The organism is Streptomyces cupreus (assembly GCF_014257025.1).
Lineage (GTDB): Bacteria > Actinomycetota > Actinomycetes > Streptomycetales > Streptomycetaceae > Streptomyces > Streptomyces cupreus.
Window position 1 is genome coordinate 1 of sequence record NZ_JACMSF010000059.1, and the last position, 15,215, is coordinate 15,215.

The 15,215-nt window shown below is 70.5% G+C and carries 20 protein-coding genes; 8 read left to right on the forward strand and 12 right to left on the reverse strand.

What is annotated here, in order from left to right; genetic code table 11:
• The 5 genes from H4N64_RS35750 to H4N64_RS35770 all read right to left on the reverse strand — a co-directional run.
• Window positions 1-673: GntT/GntP/DsdX family permease (locus H4N64_RS35750; protein WP_260860175.1), on the reverse strand; the 673-nt coding region annotated here is incomplete at its 3' end.
• Entirely contained in the window at window positions 670-1,587 is a 918-nt protein-coding gene (locus H4N64_RS35755; protein WP_186286726.1) for an NAD(P)-dependent oxidoreductase, read from the reverse strand. The genes H4N64_RS35750 and H4N64_RS35755, both read right to left, overlap by 4 nt.
• Before the next feature lie 241 nt (window positions 1,588-1,828).
• Window positions 1,829-2,680: a class II fructose-bisphosphate aldolase gene (locus H4N64_RS35760; protein WP_186286727.1), complete on the reverse strand. Its 852-nt coding sequence runs from the start codon at window positions 2,678-2,680 to the stop codon at window positions 1,829-1,831.
• On the reverse strand, window positions 2,680-4,128 hold the full coding sequence (locus tag H4N64_RS35765; RefSeq protein WP_222109795.1) for a four-carbon acid sugar kinase family protein: 1,449 nt from the start codon (window positions 4,126-4,128) through the stop codon (window positions 2,680-2,682). Before H4N64_RS35765 ends, H4N64_RS35760 begins: the two co-directional genes overlap by 1 nt.
• Window positions 4,129-4,167: 39 nt before the next feature.
• The gene (locus H4N64_RS35770; RefSeq protein ID WP_186286729.1) at window positions 4,168-4,866 is read right to left on the reverse strand and encodes a FadR/GntR family transcriptional regulator; all 699 of its coding nucleotides are present in this window, start codon (window positions 4,864-4,866) and stop codon (window positions 4,168-4,170) included.
• A gap of 601 nt (window positions 4,867-5,467) precedes the next feature.
• Here H4N64_RS35770 and H4N64_RS35775 point away from each other — a divergent pair.
• Complete coding sequence (locus H4N64_RS35775) at window positions 5,468-5,950, forward strand: hypothetical protein (RefSeq protein WP_186286731.1); 483 nt, start codon at window positions 5,468-5,470, stop codon at window positions 5,948-5,950.
• Window positions 5,951-6,175: 225 nt separating this feature from the next.
• Here H4N64_RS35775 and H4N64_RS35780 read toward each other — a convergent pair whose 3' ends face one another.
• A complete protein-coding gene (locus H4N64_RS35780) occupies window positions 6,176-6,316 on the reverse strand; it encodes an erythromycin esterase family protein (RefSeq protein WP_186286733.1) in 141 nt (46 codons plus the stop codon).
• A 115-nt stretch (window positions 6,317-6,431) separates the two neighbouring features.
• Window positions 6,432-7,112 (reverse strand): type III effector protein, encoded by a 681-nt coding sequence (locus tag H4N64_RS35785; RefSeq protein WP_186286734.1) that lies wholly within the window; start codon window positions 7,110-7,112, stop codon window positions 6,432-6,434.
• 131 nt (window positions 7,113-7,243) lie between these two features.
• On the opposite strand from H4N64_RS35785, the gene H4N64_RS35790 reads away from it, so the two are divergent.
• From H4N64_RS35790 to H4N64_RS35800, 3 genes are all read left to right on the forward strand, one after another.
• Window positions 7,244-7,678: an Hsp20/alpha crystallin family protein gene (locus H4N64_RS35790; protein ID WP_186286736.1), complete on the forward strand. Its 435-nt coding sequence runs from the start codon at window positions 7,244-7,246 to the stop codon at window positions 7,676-7,678.
• Window positions 7,679-7,758: 80 nt separating this feature from the next.
• Window positions 7,759-8,154, forward strand: coding sequence for a DUF2267 domain-containing protein (locus H4N64_RS35795; RefSeq protein WP_186286737.1), 396 nt, complete (start codon window positions 7,759-7,761; stop codon window positions 8,152-8,154).
• Between the two features lie 142 nt (window positions 8,155-8,296).
• Window positions 8,297-8,692, forward strand: coding sequence for a DUF2267 domain-containing protein (locus H4N64_RS35800; protein WP_186286739.1), 396 nt, complete (start codon window positions 8,297-8,299; stop codon window positions 8,690-8,692).
• Between the two features lie 437 nt (window positions 8,693-9,129).
• On the opposite strand, the gene H4N64_RS35805 is transcribed toward H4N64_RS35800, so the two are convergent.
• The gene (locus tag H4N64_RS35805; RefSeq protein WP_186286741.1) at window positions 9,130-9,939 is read right to left on the reverse strand and encodes a VOC family protein; all 810 of its coding nucleotides are present in this window, start codon (window positions 9,937-9,939) and stop codon (window positions 9,130-9,132) included.
• 392 nt (window positions 9,940-10,331) lie between these two features.
• On the opposite strand from H4N64_RS35805, the gene H4N64_RS35810 reads away from it, so the two are divergent.
• The 3 genes from H4N64_RS35810 to H4N64_RS35820 all read left to right on the forward strand — a co-directional run bounded on the left by H4N64_RS35810 (window position 10,332) and on the right by H4N64_RS35820 (window position 11,599).
• Window positions 10,332-10,808 (forward strand): Hsp20/alpha crystallin family protein, encoded by a 477-nt coding sequence (locus tag H4N64_RS35810; RefSeq protein ID WP_186286743.1) that lies wholly within the window; start codon window positions 10,332-10,334, stop codon window positions 10,806-10,808.
• Window positions 10,809-10,923: 115 nt separating this feature from the next.
• Window positions 10,924-11,175 (forward strand): DUF5133 domain-containing protein, encoded by a 252-nt coding sequence (locus H4N64_RS35815; RefSeq protein ID WP_186286745.1) that lies wholly within the window; start codon window positions 10,924-10,926, stop codon window positions 11,173-11,175.
• 211 nt (window positions 11,176-11,386) lie between these two features.
• Window positions 11,387-11,599, forward strand: a complete 213-nt coding sequence (locus tag H4N64_RS35820) for a hypothetical protein (protein ID WP_186286747.1) — start codon at window positions 11,387-11,389, stop codon at window positions 11,597-11,599.
• An 80-nt stretch (window positions 11,600-11,679) separates the two neighbouring features.
• On the opposite strand, the gene H4N64_RS35825 is transcribed toward H4N64_RS35820, so the two are convergent.
• The 4 genes from H4N64_RS35825 to H4N64_RS46545 form a co-directional block, all read right to left on the reverse strand.
• Entirely contained in the window at window positions 11,680-12,063 is a 384-nt protein-coding gene (locus tag H4N64_RS35825; RefSeq protein ID WP_186286749.1) for a hypothetical protein, read from the reverse strand.
• Between the two features lie 397 nt (window positions 12,064-12,460).
• Window positions 12,461-12,739, reverse strand: coding sequence for a hypothetical protein (locus H4N64_RS35830; RefSeq protein ID WP_186286750.1), 279 nt, complete (start codon window positions 12,737-12,739; stop codon window positions 12,461-12,463).
• Between the two features lie 70 nt (window positions 12,740-12,809).
• Window positions 12,810-13,286 (reverse strand): YceI family protein, encoded by a 477-nt coding sequence (locus H4N64_RS35835; RefSeq protein ID WP_260860176.1) that lies wholly within the window; start codon window positions 13,284-13,286, stop codon window positions 12,810-12,812.
• A 552-nt stretch (window positions 13,287-13,838) separates the two neighbouring features.
• Window positions 13,839-14,135, reverse strand: coding sequence for a DUF418 domain-containing protein (locus H4N64_RS46545; RefSeq protein WP_336246894.1), 297 nt, complete (start codon window positions 14,133-14,135; stop codon window positions 13,839-13,841).
• Between the two features lie 86 nt (window positions 14,136-14,221).
• Between H4N64_RS46545 and H4N64_RS35845 the strand changes: the two genes are divergently transcribed.
• Window positions 14,222-15,175 (forward strand): alpha/beta fold hydrolase, encoded by a 954-nt coding sequence (locus H4N64_RS35845; protein WP_186286752.1) that lies wholly within the window; start codon window positions 14,222-14,224, stop codon window positions 15,173-15,175.
• Window positions 15,176-15,215 lie beyond the last annotated feature (40 nt).

Genomic DNA, 15,215 nt, shown 5'->3' on the forward strand with positions numbered 1-15,215 from the left:
TGCCCTCCTCGGCGCCCGTTTCCCCGTACACCTCGGCGTACACGGCCGGGTCCATCGGGTACTCGCGGCGGGTGAGGCGACGGGAGAGGAGGTAGCCGAGCAGGACGACGACGGCCGTGACGGGGATACCCATCAGCAGCACCAGGCCCTGGCTGGCGCCGATCGCCTCGACGACCGCGACCGCGCCGGGGTGCGGCGGCAGGAAGGCGTGCACGGTGAGCATCGCGGCGCCCATGGGCAGGGCGTAGATCAGCAGCGGCTTGCGGGCGGCGCGGGCGACCCCGTACGCGATCGGCATCAGGATGATCAGGCCGACCTCGAAGAAGACCGGGATGCCCAGGACGAACCCGGCGACGGTCAGGGCGAGTGGGGTTCGGCGGGAGCCGAACCTCTCGATGAGGTAGTGCGCGAACGCGTGGGCGCCGCCGGAGAGTTCGATGATCCGGCCGATCATCGCGCCCAGCGCGATGATGGTGGCGATGTGGCCCAGGGTGGAGCCCATGCCGTCCTCGATGGTCTTCACCAGGTCGGCGGCGGGTACGCCCGCGGCGAGCGCGACGCCGATGCTGACGACGACAAGGGCGACGAAGGGCTGGACTCTGGCTCTGAGAATGAGCAGGAGCAGGGCCGCGACACCGGCGACCGCGATGACGAGCAGAGTGGTGTGGCTCATCGTCCCTCTCCTTCCGGGGACCGGGGAGAGAGGACGGTGACGACGGAGGAGTCGTCTCGGGCGCCGAGTCCGGCGCGCTCGCCGAGCAGGTAGAGCTGTTCGGCCGCGGCGGCCAGGGGCACCGGGACGTGGGCGTCCTTGGCGATGCCGGTGACGATTCCCATGTCCTTGACGAAGATGTCAAGGCGCGACTTGACCTCGGGCGCGGGTCCGTCGTCGTACGTCTGGACCATGCGCGGCCCGCGGTCGGCGAACATGAAAGATCCCGCGGCGCCGTGCTTGAGGCTGTCCACGACCGTGCCCGGGTCGAGTCCGAGCCCGCGGGCGAGCGCGATCGCCTCGGCCGCGGCCGCGATGTGCACGCCGGCCAGCAGCTGGTTGACGGCCTTCATCGCCTGGCCGTCACCGGGGCGCGGGCCCACGACCGTGAGGGTCGAGGCGAGCAGGTCGAGGACCGGCCGGGCCGTCTTCAGGGCAAGGTCCTCGGCACCGACGACGATCAGCAGATCGCCGTTGCCGGCCCGGACGGGGCCGCCGCTGACGGGCGCGTCCACGGTGAGCACACCGCGCTCGGCGAGCCGCAGGGCGGTCGTGCGGGCCGCCTCCGGGCCGACCGTGCTGGTGAGGATCACGACGGCGCCGGGGCGGAGGACTTCGGCGGCGCCGTTCTCGCCGAACAGCGCGCCTTCGACCTGCGCCTGGTCGCGTACGGCGAGCACGACGACGTCGGCTTCACGGACGGCCTCGGCGGGAGACGCCGCGTCGCGGGCGCCCTCGGCGGCCAGGGCCGAGCGCCGGTCGGGGGCGATGTCGTAGACGGAGACGGGGAGTTCGCCGTTCAGGCAGCGTGCCATGGGCAGACCCATGGCGCCCAGGCCTATGACGGCCGTATGGGGACGGGGGTGCGGAGACATCTTTGTCCTCCTGGGGAGAAAGAGGTGAGCGGGGGTTGGCTGCCGGGTTGGGGAAAGCCCTGGCAGGAGAGGGGATACGGGCCGACGCGGCTCATGCGAGGGGATGGCGCAGAAGCCGGCGACTCTGGGGGCGGCTCGCCGGGGTGGTGCGATGCTGCGGTGGTCGTACGGCGGTCTTGCGCCGTACGGCGGTACTGCGCGGCTTGTGGTCAGCGAGGCTGGGTCGAGACCGCGTGTGTGCTCACGCGGCGCGCGGGGTGAGGCGGCCGATGACATCCAGGGCGGCGTCCCGGACCGCGTCGCGGCCCGCCGCCCACAGGGAGACGACGTCGGAGCCGGGCAGCGCGGCGGGGAGGGTCGCGCGGACGGCTTCCAGGTAGGCGCGGCGCAGCTCGGCGTTGACGTTGACCTTGGCGACGCCACGGGCGAGGGCGCCGTGCAGTTCCTCGACGGGCAGCCCGCTGGCCCCGTGCAGGACGAGCGGTACCGGTACGACGTCGTGGATCGCGGCCAGCCGGTCCAGGTCGAGGCGGATCGGGTCCTTGGTGAAGCCGTGAACGTTGCCGACGGCTACGGCGAGCGCGTCCACGCACGTCGCGGCCACGAACTCGGCCGCCTGCTGCGGGTCGGTCATCGCCGTGGGCTGCGCGACGGCGTCGGTGGAGACGTCCTCGTCGCCGGGGAGGGCGCCGAGTTCGGCCTCCACCCAGGCGCCGTGGTCGCGGGCCCGCCGGACCGCCTCCTTCGTCAGAGCGATGTTCTCGGCGAAGGGCAGGTGGGAGCCGTCGACCATGACGGAGGTGTAGCCCGCCTCCAGGCAGGCCGTGATCTCCTCCAGGTCCCGGCTGTGGTCGAGGTGCACACCGAGCGGGGCGGCGGAGTGGGCGGCGGCGTCCAGTGCCAGCCGCATCAGGGCCTCGCGCCCGGCGTGCTTGAAGGGGCTGGAGCCCGCTTGGATCAGGACGGGCCGGCCTGCCGTCTCGGCGGCGGCCGTGATGCCCTGGACGGTCTCCAGGTTGTAGGCGACGAACCCGGGCAGGGCGTGACCGGCGGCTGCGGCCTCCTTCAGGGCGTCGGTTCCGTGCAGCAGCATCAGGCGCTCCTGAGCAGGTCGAGGGCGTCGGCGAGGGCGTCGGGGCCGCCGACGTTCCCGGCGAAGACGATGTAGGGGATGCCGGAGGCAGGGCCGTCGACCGGCTCCCAGAGGGAGACGATGCCGGGCAGGAGCGTGCCCCGGGCCCAGGCACGGCGGATCTCAAGGCCGTGGGTGGCGGTGTCGCTGGAGGTGATGCCGCCCTTGGCGACGACGAAGGCGGGTCGGCGGATGGCGTTGACCCGGCGCACGGCCTCCACGAGCGCGGCGGAGACCCGGCGGGAGATCGCCAGGCTGTCGTCCGCGTCGGCGCCCGTCACCAGCGTGCGCGAGGTGCGGATCACGGCATCCACGGACGCCAGCGCTCCGGCCGCCGCGGCCGCGACCTCGGCGATGTGGGCGTCACGCCGCTCCTCGTCGAGCAGGAGAGCCACGTCCAGCTCGTACTCGGCGATCCCGCCACGCTCCCGTAGCCGGTCCAACTGCCGTGTCGTGAGCGACACATGGGACCCCACGGCGATCAGCCCGTGCGGCGCGTCCCCGCGCAGCGGACGCAGTTCCGCGGGTGTGAGCGGTGCCCGCCCGGCCTGTCCGGCGCGGGCCCTGACGAAGGACGGCCCGACCCGGTACAGCAGCCGCGTGCCGCTCTCCTCGGCCTGAGCGAGGGCCAGGGCCAGCACCCGCAGATCGTCGTCGCACACCGCGTCGACCACGGCGGTGCGTCCGCCGCGCAGCGAGGACAGCAGCCGCGCCGTGTGCTCCGGACCGCCGCCGCGCAGGTCGTCGAGGGTGATGCGCAGGACCTTCTCGGCGGGCACGCGTCCGTCCGTCTTCTCCTCGACCCATTCGGGCAGCGAGGAGCTGCGGTAGCCGAAGGTGGCATCGCGGGCGAACTCGCTCTCGCCGACCGGCAGCAGCCCGTCGGGCGTTCGCATCCAGTGGCGGGAGCCGACGGTCAGCCGGCCCGCCTCGATGTAGGCGGGGACCAGCACGACGCCGTCCGGAGCGCCGACGCCCAGTTCGGTGAACTCCTCGGCGAGGACGTCGGTCTCCAGCGGGAAGTGGCCGCGCAGGGTCGAGTCGCCGCGGCTGGCCAGGACGTAACCGGTGCCCTCGGCCGCCGAGGCCGCGTGCAGGGCGCGGACGACTTCGCGGTTGCGGGTGGCGGCGTCCTCCGGCGCCAGGCTGCGGGTGTTGGTGAGGACGAAGAAGGCGGCGCTGTCCTGGCGCAGCGCCCAGCGCAGGTCGTCCACCGTCCAGGTGGTCAGGACCGGGACGTCGGTGACGGTCTGGGTGCCGGTCGGGTCGTCGTCGAGGACGACGAGTCGGGGGCCGCCGGATATGCGGGCGGCGACCTCGGTGGCGCTCACCTCGCGGACCGGGGGGAGCCCTTCCAGCACCGCGGCCTCGGGGACAGGCCGCGTCTGGGCATGAAGGGGTAGGGACATGATGAATTCCTGTTGCGTGACGTGGAGTTGAGGGGAGGGTCAGTCGAGGTCGCGTTTGATCACATGGGTGCGCAGGTCGTCGGCGGTCTGGTTCATGTGGCCGTCCATGGCGGCTCGGGCGGCCTCGGGGCTGCCGGACTCCAGCGCGGCGAGCACCCTCTCGTGGTGCGCGATGGCGTTCGTACGGATCTCGGGGACGGCCGAGGTCTCCCGGCGCCCCTCCACCAGCAGCGGGCCGAACGGCTCGAAGAGCAGGGGGACGAACAGGTTGCCCGTCGCCCGCATCACCGTGTCGTGGAAGTCGATGTCGGCCTGCACGAACTGCTCGGTGTCGCCCGCGTCGGCGGCCTCGCGCATGACCGCCAGATGCTGGCGCAGGGCTTCCAGGTCCTCCTCGGTACGGCGGGAGGCGGCGAGTTCGCACGCGCCGTTCTCGATGAGCCGGCGCGCCTCGATCAGCCGCTCCGACAGAGCCCCGGTCGAGGTGCGCGAGGCCGCCCGCACCACGGGCTCCAGGGCGGTCCACCGGTCCGGCGGGTTGACGTAGGTACCCCGGCCGCGCACGACCCGGACGACGTTCTGGGCGCGCAGCTGCTTGACCGCCTCGCGCACTGTCAGGCGGCTGACCCCGCCCTGCTCCGAGAGCTCACCCTCGGGCGGAAGAGCGGAGTCCGGCGGGTACTGGCCGTCGATGATCGCGGTGAGCAACTGCTCGGCGAGGTCGTCGGAGAGCGACATGGCGGGGAACCTCTTCGTCCGGTGATCGACATCAGACATCAGACATCAGATGTCTATGTGCCGGTAACAATGACACCGGCGGCAAGACGCGTCAATACCCCGGCCGACGACCGTCCCGGTGCACCCGGCAACGCGTCCGGTGCCGTTCCGCTCGGCGTCGCGGGCGAGGGGCGGCGGATGCCGGACCAGTTGCACCAAATGGCCGCCGGGCCTGACGGCCGGGCAATGTCAGCGGAACGCAGCCGCCGACGACCCGGGAGGCAGCACCTGTCTGCTGTCTGGCTCACCGTCGCCTCGGTCGAGACCAAGATCCGGGCCATATGCGGGCCAACATTCCGTTCGTCGCGCGCTTGACCCTCGTCTTCACTGGTCACAGCGCCACGCAGGGCGCACCACCAGCAGACCAGGAACCTACTGGGACGCGAACCGCGCCCAATCCCAGCGCCGCACCTGTCCGCGCAGAGACAGAGTCGGACGGACAGCTTGGCGACTCCGATCGAGTCGGCTGCTGCAACTCGGCTCTAAACCGATCCGCCCATGATGTCCGAGTTCCACGGAGCGTAGTCAAACCAAGTCAGCCCGGGAGAGACGAACACGGGTGGTGACGTGGGAATTTGGTCAGCACCAAACCAGCACGGGAGCCAGTACGCCCACGTCAAATCACCCCAACTACGCTTCCCTGAACCGCTCCAACATCCCCAAGCTCGCCGAGTTCACCTTCACCCGCCTCGATCCCGACTACGCCCGGCGCGCCGCCGACCTGGCCAACTTCGGCGTACTGCCCCTGGAGTTCGACCGACCCGCCGACTACGACCGCATCAACCCCGGCGACCGGCTACGGCTGGAGAACCTCCACGCCGCGCTCGCCCCCCGAGCCGAACCCCGTCTGCGGCTGCACAACACCACCAAGGACGAGACCTACCGGGTCCGCCATCACCTCTCTGACGGCCGCCGTCGCACCGTACTCGCCGGAGGCACCATCGCGGCCCTCGCCCGCGAGGAGCAACAACACCCGGAGGCGCCAGGTGCCGACCTCCTTGCCACGTCGGCTGATGCGGGCGACTTCACGCACAACGGCGGCTGACCCGGCCACCACGCGTATCTGCGCTCAGTCCTCGGGGGCCCCTTCGTCCACCCGGTACGTCTTGGACCATGTGGCGCCACAGCGGCAGTGGGACAGCTCGATCAAGTCGCCACCGTCACTGACACTCAGACCGTCCCAAATGCGGACGTGAACGTGTTCACCCATCGCCTCTCCTCCGATGGGCGGCATGGTATTGAGCGAAATGCCGTAATGGACAGGATCTGCTCACATGATGAGATTTACCCTTGGGACGTAGTTGTCCGCACGTTCGATCTGCGGCCGGTAGACCACGCCGATCGCGCGGTGACCGCGCTCCTGGTGGAACCACTCGTCCAGCCCGGTGGACGGCGGCCACTGCAACTGCACGTGCGGGAAGACGAACAGGGCTCGCTCACCGTCCCGGGCAGATCACCCACTCCTCCGCGGAGACCGGATACGCCGTGTGCGCTGCGGGTCGAGCGGGGAGCCCAGGGCTCGGTGATCAGGCTTGGTTCTGGCGTTGGTCGCCGCTGAGCTGTCGGAGTCGGTCGGTGTGGCGGGCGACGTCATCGACGCGTGCCGCGAGGTCGGGGTGGCCGGACGCCAGATACGCGTGCGTCGCCGTCAAGGGGCCGACCAGGGCGGCCGCGTCGTTGTCGGCGAGGGAGGCGGTGAGCTCGGCGAGAGGCGTGCGGGCGGCGGCGGGGAGGTCGGGGAGGGCAGTGATCTGGCCGGCGAGCTGGCGCAGGTCCGCGGCGTTGGCGCGGGCCCAGGCGGTGACGGTGCGGTCGGCGGCGCGGCGGTCGCGGGTCGCGCGTACCCGCTGCTCGCCGGTGGAGCCCGGGTTTCCGGGGCGCACGCGCAGGTAGCGGCGTTCGGCGGCCTGGCGACTGGAGACGCCGAGGGGGTGGGCGAGCTCGGCCCAGCTGGCGCCCGCCTCCCGGGCGGCTTCGATCAGGCCCGGTTCCCATTCGGCGAGCTGATCGCGCGCTTCGCGCAGCAGCAGGAGCGCGGCGCATACCTGCTCCGAGCTGGCCTGGCCAGGCTCGGGGTGCTCTGCGTCCCGCGATGCCCCGGCAGTGCGCAGGGCCTCGTGGATCGCGTCCAGAGCCGCGGCGGCGGCGAGGAAGGACGTGAGGCTGACACCGGGCGCGCGGGGGGTGGACTGATCGTCAGCGGTCATGGAGCCTCCAGCGCTAGTGTCGTCGTAGCGACGACGTTTCGCTTGTCATCGTTTCGATGACATGTTACAACGATGGCAGGTGAACCGCATTGGCAGCGACATGCTTGGCCCGAACACTGGAGGTGTTGACGATGTTGATGCGCACCGACCCGTTCCGTGAGCTTGACCGGCTCACCCAGCAGCTCCTGGGCACGACCGGCACCTGGTCGCGGCCGTCGGCGATGCCGATGGACGCCTACCGCGAGGGCGAGGAGTACGTGATCGCCATCGACCTGCCCGGCGTGGCCACGGACGCGATCGACATCGACGTCGAGCGCAACATGCTGACCGTCAAGGCCGAGCGGCGGCCCGCCGACAAGGCGGACGACGTGCAGATGGAGCTCTCCGAGCGGCCTCTGGGCGTCTTCTCCCGCCAGCTCGTGCTGGCCGACACCCTGGACACCGAGCACATCAGGGCGGACTACGACGCGGGTGTACTGACCCTGCGCATCCCGATCGCCGAGCGCGCCAAGCCCCGGAAGATCGCCATCGGCGGCGGCTCCGCGCGCAAGGAGATCAGCGGCTGAACTCCCCTCCCCGCCGCGCCGGAGTACGGGGGCGGCCGCCCCCGTACTCCGATCGCCACCGCACACGTACGGGAGCAGCGATGACCATGCGACGTGAGGCGTTCCTGGAGCAGGTCAAGGAACGCGGCGCGTACGAGACCACCGAGGAAGCCGAGCGGGCAGCCCGCACCGTGCTGGCGCTGCTGGGCGCGCACCTGGTGGGCGAGATACGGGCGGACCTGGCCGCCCGGCTACCGGAGGATCTCGCGCTCATCCTGCTCAATCCGCTCCAGGCGCGCGAGCCGCTGTCCCCCGAGCGGTTCGTACGGGCCACCGCGGCCTGGATCGAGGGAGCCACCGAACAAACCGCGGCCTGGGATGTGGGCGCCGTGCTCAGCGTGGCCGCGGACGCCGCGGGCGAAGAGCTCACCCGCCGCATCCTGCTCCAGCTCCCAGTCGGTTACGACCTGCTGTTCGGCCATTCCCAGCGCGTATAGCCCACGGGCAGCGACAACCCTCCCCCTGACCCAGCGACATCGGTGGTCGGCGGGCGAGCCCCCGGCCACCGCCTCGCGACCAGCTTCGACGAGAAAGGCAACCGCGTCACCGATGAATCCCCAGCAGTCGTCCACTGTGGGTATGACGTTCGAGCAGATGCTGGAAAGAGTGCGCTACGAAGGCGCCTATGCCACCCGTGCACAGGCCGAGGAGTCCGTGCGCGCCGTGCTGGCCGCCTTCGGGCGCCAGCTCACGGGCGATGAGCGCGTGGAGCTCGCGGCCAGGCTGCCGCACGAGGCCGCCGTCACCTTCACCTCCCAAATCCCCGCCACCGAACCCCTCACCGGCTGGGGCTTCGTCAGGGACCTGGCCTCCCGCACCGGCGGCAGCCCGGCCACCACACGCTGGGACACCGGTACCGTCCTGCGCATCGTGGCCCAGCTCGCCGGAGAGGAACTCCTCGGCCGCATCCTCACCCAACTCCCCTCCGGGTACGCCCTGCTGTTCGGCCGCGCCGAGCTCACCCAGGCGGCCTGAGGTTGCCTGGCTCCGTGCGGGCCGAAGCGGGCGCGGAGGGCTGGTTGTCTGGGACGGTAGAGGTGGCCGCCGCTTTGGGTCGGCGATGACGGTTGCCGCCGGCGTGAGGATTTGCGGTCATCCCCCGCTGCGGATACTCGCGCTGATGGTCCTCGCGGCCGTGGAGCGTGCGGGAGTTCACCTCATCGCGAACCGGCCGTGAGGACGGGCCGGGGCCTGCTGGCAGTTCCCTCCCGGGTAAGCGGACCACGGCCCTTTCATACGTGCCGGCCATGTCCGCGTGCCCCGGAACCTGCACCCTCGGTTCGGATCCGGCTGACGTCGAGAACGAAGTCGTCCGTCATTGCCCCGGACTCCCTTCCTGATTCATCGCGCTGTCGCACAGCAGAAGACGGCGGCGGACGGACGCGCAGACCGCTGTACCGATCCGCGGAACGTCAGCATTGCCGGCGTGAGGTGACCGTGAACTGGGCGCCGTCGGGGTCACGCAGCACGGCCTCCTGCTCGCCCACCTCCAGGACGCTGCCACCATGCTTCTCCGCGGCCCGGACGCACGGTCCCACATCACCCACGGCGAAGTGGACCTGCCACTGCGACCGGACCGAGGGGTCAGGCGGCGTCTCCACCGAGCCCGACTCGATGCGAGCCACGATGTCGCCCCGGCTGCGCAGCAGCACCTCGTCGCCCGCGTACTCGACCTCACAGCAGCCGGGCAGGCCCGAGGCCCAGCCGAGGACCTCGCCATAGAAGATGGCCGCGTCGAAGGCGTCACGGGTGTGAAGGGTGATGAACGTCGATGCCGCCTGCCGCCACGCCTCCCACTCGGTGACGACTTTGCCCTGCCAGATCCCGAAGGCGGCCCCGTCGCGGTCGGCGACGAGCGCCGCTCGTCCGGGCGGGAAGGAGAGCGGCCCCACCGCCACGGTCCCGCTGCGCTCGCGGACGCGGTCCACGGCCTCGTCCGCGTTCTTCACAGCGAAGTACGGCGTCCAGGCCACGGTCATCTGCCACACGGTGGCCACCTCGGCGATCCCCGCGACGGGTACCCCGTCCGCCAACGCGGTCCGGAAACGGTCGCCCAGTCTGGCGTTGCGCCACTGCCAGCCCAGCACGGCCCCGTAGAAGTCCTGCATGGCGTCGAGATCGCGGCTGGTCAGGCTCACCCAGCACGGCGCGCCGAACACGGAACGCGTGAAGACTTCGTCCGCCGCACCGGAGGGGTCTGTCGGGCTGTGATTCGTGGCCATTGCACCCTGGCTCTCGTACGCCGACAATCACTGCTCTTCACTTCAGTGTCCGGCCCAAGTTCCGGTCCTGCACATCCCCGGGCGCCACAGGAGGGGCTGTGGCGAGCCGCGCGACTGCCACTCGCCCGGCGCACACTGCTCGTCCTGAGCACGTCGTTGGTACTGCTGTGGCAGAACAGCGAGACGGCTCAGGCGCGCAGTACACGAAGTGGCGGGTACAACTGCAGCATGTCCTGGCGCGCAGCGAGCCGGCGTTTATGGTGCGCCTGGGCGTTTCCGCCGATGAGGGCGGTGTGGACGGGCCAAGCATCCACGGCCCGGTCGCCCCGTGCGGCGGGGACGCGCACCATGGAAGGTGACCGAATGGCCCACTCTCGCGGAGGTGAACCGCGATGACGCTGCCTGTACGGCATCGGTCCGGCAGCCTGCTGGAGAGGTCGTTCCCCGGCTTCGGATGGGGTGAACCCATCGCCACCGAGTTCGAGGAGCTGTTCGAGCGCATGAACCGGCTGCTGCAAGGCGCCGCCGCGGCTCCCGCCGCACTGGCCTGGTCACCCGCGGCGGACATGCGAGAGACCGACTACGCCTATGTGATCGAGGCGGAACTGCCAGGGATCAAGCGGGACGACATCGACATCGAGATGAGCGAGCGGGACCTGCACATCACCGGGGAGTTCAAGGAGCGGGAGCGTGAAGGTGTCCTGCGTCGCAGCACCCGCCGCACCGGCCGCTTCGAGTACCGGGCCCTCCTGCCTGCCGATGTCAAGTCGGAGGAGGTCAGCGCCACCCTGCACGACGGTGTACTGACCGTCAGCGTGCCCAAGTCGCAGGCCACCAAGCCGCGGCACATCGAGATAACCGAGTCCTGACCCGGCCCGGTACGTGCCGCGAAGCCGTCGCACGGCAGGCCCGCTGCTCACGGCGCGGCTCTCCCACGTGACCGTGTGACGGCAGTTCCCCGCCATAGGGAGGCGTCGCAAACAGATGCTGATGCCCCACGCCAGGACCGTCGCCGCAGCACTTCACGCCTACCGGTCCGCATGGGCCGGTCTGCTGGACGACCCGGCGAGCCCGTACAGCCACCGTCGGCTCGACGACGCCGCCTACACACTCTGCGTCCTCATGGGACAACGCAACGCCGCCGACGCCGAGGCACAGGCAGAAAGCCTTCTCGCCCGCGCCTCGGCCGAGAAGGACAGGCACCTGGCTGAACAGGCGCACCCCGTCATCCGCTGACGTCGATGCCGAGCCCAGGGCCGACGGCTGGGTCCACCAGTTCACCAGTACGCAGGCGTTCGGCCCCGAGGACACGCCGTCGCCTCGGGGACTGAGGTCGCCGCGTGCGGCAGACGGTGGCTTTACGCTGGATGCTGGTCATGAAGGACTCTGTGGGGCGGTAAGCACCGCTTCATCGGAGGTGCTGTCCCCGCCCGTCTGCGGGTGCGCCATGCGAGTCGAACTGATCCAACGGGCCGCCAACGTGCTCCTCGATGTGCCGGACGAGATGCACGAAGAGATCATGACGCTCATCGACGCCATCACCGAGGACACGGAGACCCAGGCCCCGGACCTGGCCGGGGCATTCGGCGAGTGGTGCTGGCTCGTCTACACGGTCCACGGCGACGTGATCGAAGTGCTGGATGTCGGCTGCGCACGGTGAGCCCAGACTCGGTCGGCCAGCTCCGATCGACGGGCTTGCCGAAGGCGATTCGCCCAAGGCCGGCTGCCTCCCCTGGCCGATCACCCGTACTCGGGGCATGCCACCCGTTTCACTCCGGCGTTATAGCTGCTGCCGCCCGTCAGGGTGATGAGGCCGACCTCGGCGAGTGCGCGGCTCAGCCGGGGGCTGGCAGAGCCGCGTTCCAGGTTGTCGGTGAAGCCGTCGTCCAGGAGCCCCACCTGGAGCGCGTAGTGGACGGCGGGGGCCGCGACGTCCGGGCCGAACACCGGCACTGCGTCCGGTCGGCGCCGCTCGGCAGAGAACGCCTTGTCGCCTACCGCGAGTTCGGCCGTCGGCATCGTCCGGCGGGCAGGGCAGGTGTCCCGCTCGTACATCTCCGCCAGCGTCACGTCGTGGTTGAGCAGCGCGGCGTTGATCTCGTACGAGCAGCCCACGTCCAGCACCGCCGGCCTTCGGGGGTGGCCGTCGGCAGGCCGCGGCCCGTTCGGCCGCGGCCTGCCGGAAGACCGGCTGGGCGTGGTGCGGGATCTCGTACTCCAGCGGGTCCGGCCGCCGGAAGTACGCGCGAGGGTCCGGCCGGTCGTAGATGTCGTCGAACCGCGACTTGCCGCCCGCCACGCCCTCGGTACCGCCAGAGCCGGACCCGGCCATGCCGTACTCCTCCTCGAACGCATCCGCGGCTCCATCGTGTCTCGCCTCCTGCGTCCCGGGATGTCCGCCACACACAGGGGCATGCACAGCTGCACTCGGTCGCTCCGCACCGCCGGCTGCAAGGGCCGACTACGGAAGGTCTCGCTGCAGTAACCTCGGCCGGACCGCGGAGGACGCTGGGCAGCACCATCAGGTCTCGATCACGGCGTCGCAGTCTGGGCAGACCACGGACACGTACTGCGCGGGGTACCAGGGCGTCCCGCCATCCTCGGTGGTCAAGGGGCCTGTTTTCATGGCGAAGGTGTCCTTCCCACACAGAGTCCGCGGCCCCGTGGCGGCGGGCTTCCCGGGGGCGGTGGGCGCCGCGTGCACCTTGCGGACGTGCTGTTCCTCGGTGCCCGGCATCCCCGGGGAGGGGTGCGCGGGCACCGGCTTGTCGAGTTCGTACACGACGACGATGGTGCTCATGTACCCACCGTAGGAGCAGGAAGGGCGAATTCCCCTGCAGCCTTGAGGCTGTGATCGGCGGGCGCCGCTCTCACGTCCGACCCGTGCGCGGCGGCGATCCGGGGCCGTCCGCCGGCTCGAGCCTGGCCATCTCGAATTCCACCCGAACGTCGTCAGCCAGTCGCAGCGCCCCCAGGAACGCGGTGTAGGGCTTGATGCCCCAGGTGGACTGCGTCACGGTTGCCGAGCCGCGCAATGGCCCGGCGTTGTTTGCCTTGCCGTGCACCGTCGCGGGGTGGATGCGTCCCTTGATCGTGAGCTCACCGGTGATCTCGAAGGAGTGCGGGGTTCCCGTGATACGGGTGGAACGGAAATGATCGTGGGGTGCTCCGCGGTGTGCAGCAGGGCCTTGTCCTCCAGTGTCCGTTTGATCTCGGCCCGGTCGGCGTCGGTGAGTGCTTTCAGCCCGCCGGTTCCTTCCCGGACTGCCAGCGAGCTCGTCTCGACCGTCACATTCGCCGAGGACCTGCCAGGGGCACCGACATCCACTACGGCCTCGCCGGACCATCGGGTGGCTTCGATCGTGAGGTCGTGGCCCGCGCGGCGTCCCATTCCGGCGCGGCCGGGCTTGATCAAGAGGCGGCCGGTCGACGGCCCGAGTCGGTACGTTCCGTCGGTCAGCGTCACAGCGCCGAGGCTACGGGCGGATCCGGAGTAAGTTCCCGGACCTGAACATCGACGCCGCTCTGACGGAAACGAGCCGTGGGGCGGCACTCTCAGGATGGATCGTCTTCACCTGAACCTGACTGCTGGGTAGGGAAACGCATTGGCTTCAGCAGTCAGGAACGTCCGAGCTGGGGGAGCACTGGCTTGGTGCAGAGAAGATCGAGGACGGACAGCCCATCATTCCGGGTCGCCTCGTCCGACAGAGCGATGTGCCCGTACGCGGTGTCCAACCGCACCCGCTGCATCGGGGGAGTCGACCGTGCCGGTGGTACGCGCGATATCGATGTAAGTACAGGGCCTGCTTCAGATCGCCGGCGCCACGGTGAGCCAGGGCCAGCGGCCAGGGCTGCCGCTGTCAGCAGTCAGGGCTTCCCAGCGGCCGCCCGTCGGCTGCTCATCGGACGAGCTTCGAGACCTCGGTGGCCTTGCCGAGCAGCCACTCCAGCGGTCCCCGTCGGAAGAAGCGGGACCAGAGCGTCGCGAACACGATGGCCACGATGAAGCCGAGCAGGACGTGCAGCGACGCGTAGAGCAGTTCCTCGCCCAGGAGTTGGACGGCGAGAATGTGGAAGATGCCGTTCCGCTGTCGGCGCCGGGACAGGCCGCAAACCCACGGCCGAGGCGACCGTTGACCGGATCCCGGAGCAGCAAAAGGCGAGTCCCAGCCGAATCCTGGGGGCCCGGTGTCCACACCTGCACGGCGATACACAATGAGCGCCGTCAGTGCGCATCGGCCGGGGGGCGGCCGAACACGAGAGGCAAACTCAGGAGATTTCGATGAAATCGAAGCTGGTCTGGGGTGCTGCCGGGGTCGCCGTCGCCGCCGTTGCGGCGCGCGCGGTGGCCGCCGGGATAGAACGTCAGCCCGATCCCGTGCCCCGCGAGGTGCTGCGTCGTGAGCCCGAGGGCGAGGAGGTGTTCCTGTCCCGGCCCGACGGGACGGTGTTGCGGGCCGTCGTCGCGGGTGATGGGCCCCCCGTGGTGTTGGCCCACGGTTATGGTGTCTCGCTCCTGGAGTGGAACCTGGTGCAGGCCACCCTGGTGGCGGGCGGTCACCGTGTCATCGTCTTCGACCAGCGCGGCCACGGGGGCTCGACGTGCGGTGCGGACGGTATCGGCTCCGGCCCGATGGCGCAGGACTACCTGGCGGTCCTGGAGCATTTCGACGTGGGGGACGCAGTGCTGGTCGGGCATTCCATGGGCGGGTTCGTCGCGCTTCGTGCTGTGCTCGACCATCCCGGCGTCGCCCGGCGGCTGCGCGGCCTGGTGCTGTTCGCGACCTGGGCGGGCCGCATCTACGACGGAGCGCCGCACAACCGGCTGCAGATCCCACTGCTGGAGAGGGGCGTCCTCCAGCAGCTGGCACGCACCCGGACCGGCGGAATCCTCTTCGGAGCCGCCCAGTGCGGCAAGCGCCCCTCTCCGGCCATGATCGATGTCTTCCTCGACGTCTTCCTCCGCCAGGACCATGCCTTGCTACTGCCGATCGTCCGGGCCTTCGCGCGCGAGGACCGGTATCCGCGCCTGCCCGAGATCACGGTTCCCACCGTCGTCATGGTCGGCTCGGCCGACCGCAGCACACCGCCGAGCCACGCCCGGCGCCTCACCGCGGGGATACCGGGCGCCCGGCTGGTCACCGTGCCGGACGCCGGACACATGCTCAACTGGGAGGACCCCCAGGCGCTGGTGGAAGCCGTCGTCTCCCTGCACGAGGCCGACCGAGCCGACTGACGCCCCTCGACAATGGCCGAGAGCACAGTGTGATTCCCCC